Source organism: Streptomyces albidochromogenes (genome assembly GCF_005981925.1).
Classification (GTDB): Bacteria; Actinomycetota; Actinomycetes; order Streptomycetales; family Streptomycetaceae; genus Streptomyces; species Streptomyces albidochromogenes.
Window position 1 is genome coordinate 1 of sequence record NZ_VBVX01000693.1, and the last position, 776, is coordinate 776.

Consider the following 776-nt stretch of genomic DNA (forward strand, 5'->3'; position numbering starts at 1 on the left):
TCGTTGAGGGCGCCGGTGCCGTCCGGCAGGACGAGCCAGCGCAGGCGTCCGGGTGCGGGCCGCGGCCACGGGGTGGCGATCCAGGCGCCTGCGCCGGCGCAGCGGATTCCGGAGGCGAACCAGCCGGCAGTGGCGCCGGGCGGCACGAAGAACCCGGTGAGCCTGGCGCAGGTGTCGAACAGGACCGGGCCGGGCCGTAGTCGGCAGTCGCTCATGGCGCGCAGGAGGGCGAAGCCCAGCCGCTCGGGTGTGATCACGACGTCCCACCGGCGGCCGGCCGGAAGCAGGGCGACGTCCGGCTGGTGACGCCGCCACTGCCTGGCGCAGGCGGCCGGATCCAACGCCGCGTCGGCCAGCCATTCCATCGCATGCGTCGTGTTGCCCATACGGACCGCCCCTGCATTCCGGGCCGGACGGAGCGAAGAGCCGCTCCGACCAGCAGCCATCACTGCTCGTCACATGTTGTCACTACTTGTCACCCGGAGTGCAAGGGGTCGTTGGTGAGAAGTTCGCAGAAGATGCCGTGCCGACTCATGCCGTTCAGGCCCCCTCCCCGGCTACTCGTGGCGTCGGCGCGGGAACGGGCATGGGCATGGGCGTGGGTTTCGGGGGCAGGCGCTGGTCAGGGCGGGCTCCTGCGGTTGTTCCTCCATCGCTGCAGGAGCCGCCCGTCCTCTTCGTTCGGGCGTTTCTGCGGTGTGCGTGTGGGTGTGTGAAGAAACGTGCACAGCGACTGTTACGAAGATCCGGTCCGGTGGGTGGGGTGGTGTGAGGGG

At 70.4% G+C, this 776-nt stretch carries 1 protein-coding gene; it reads right to left on the minus strand.

Going from position 1 to position 776, the window contains the following annotated elements:
• The coding region (locus tag E2E34_RS34800) for a hypothetical protein (protein ID WP_138905779.1) at positions 1-386 on the minus strand (386 nt) is incomplete at its 3' end.
• Positions 387-776: the final 390 nt, after the last annotated feature.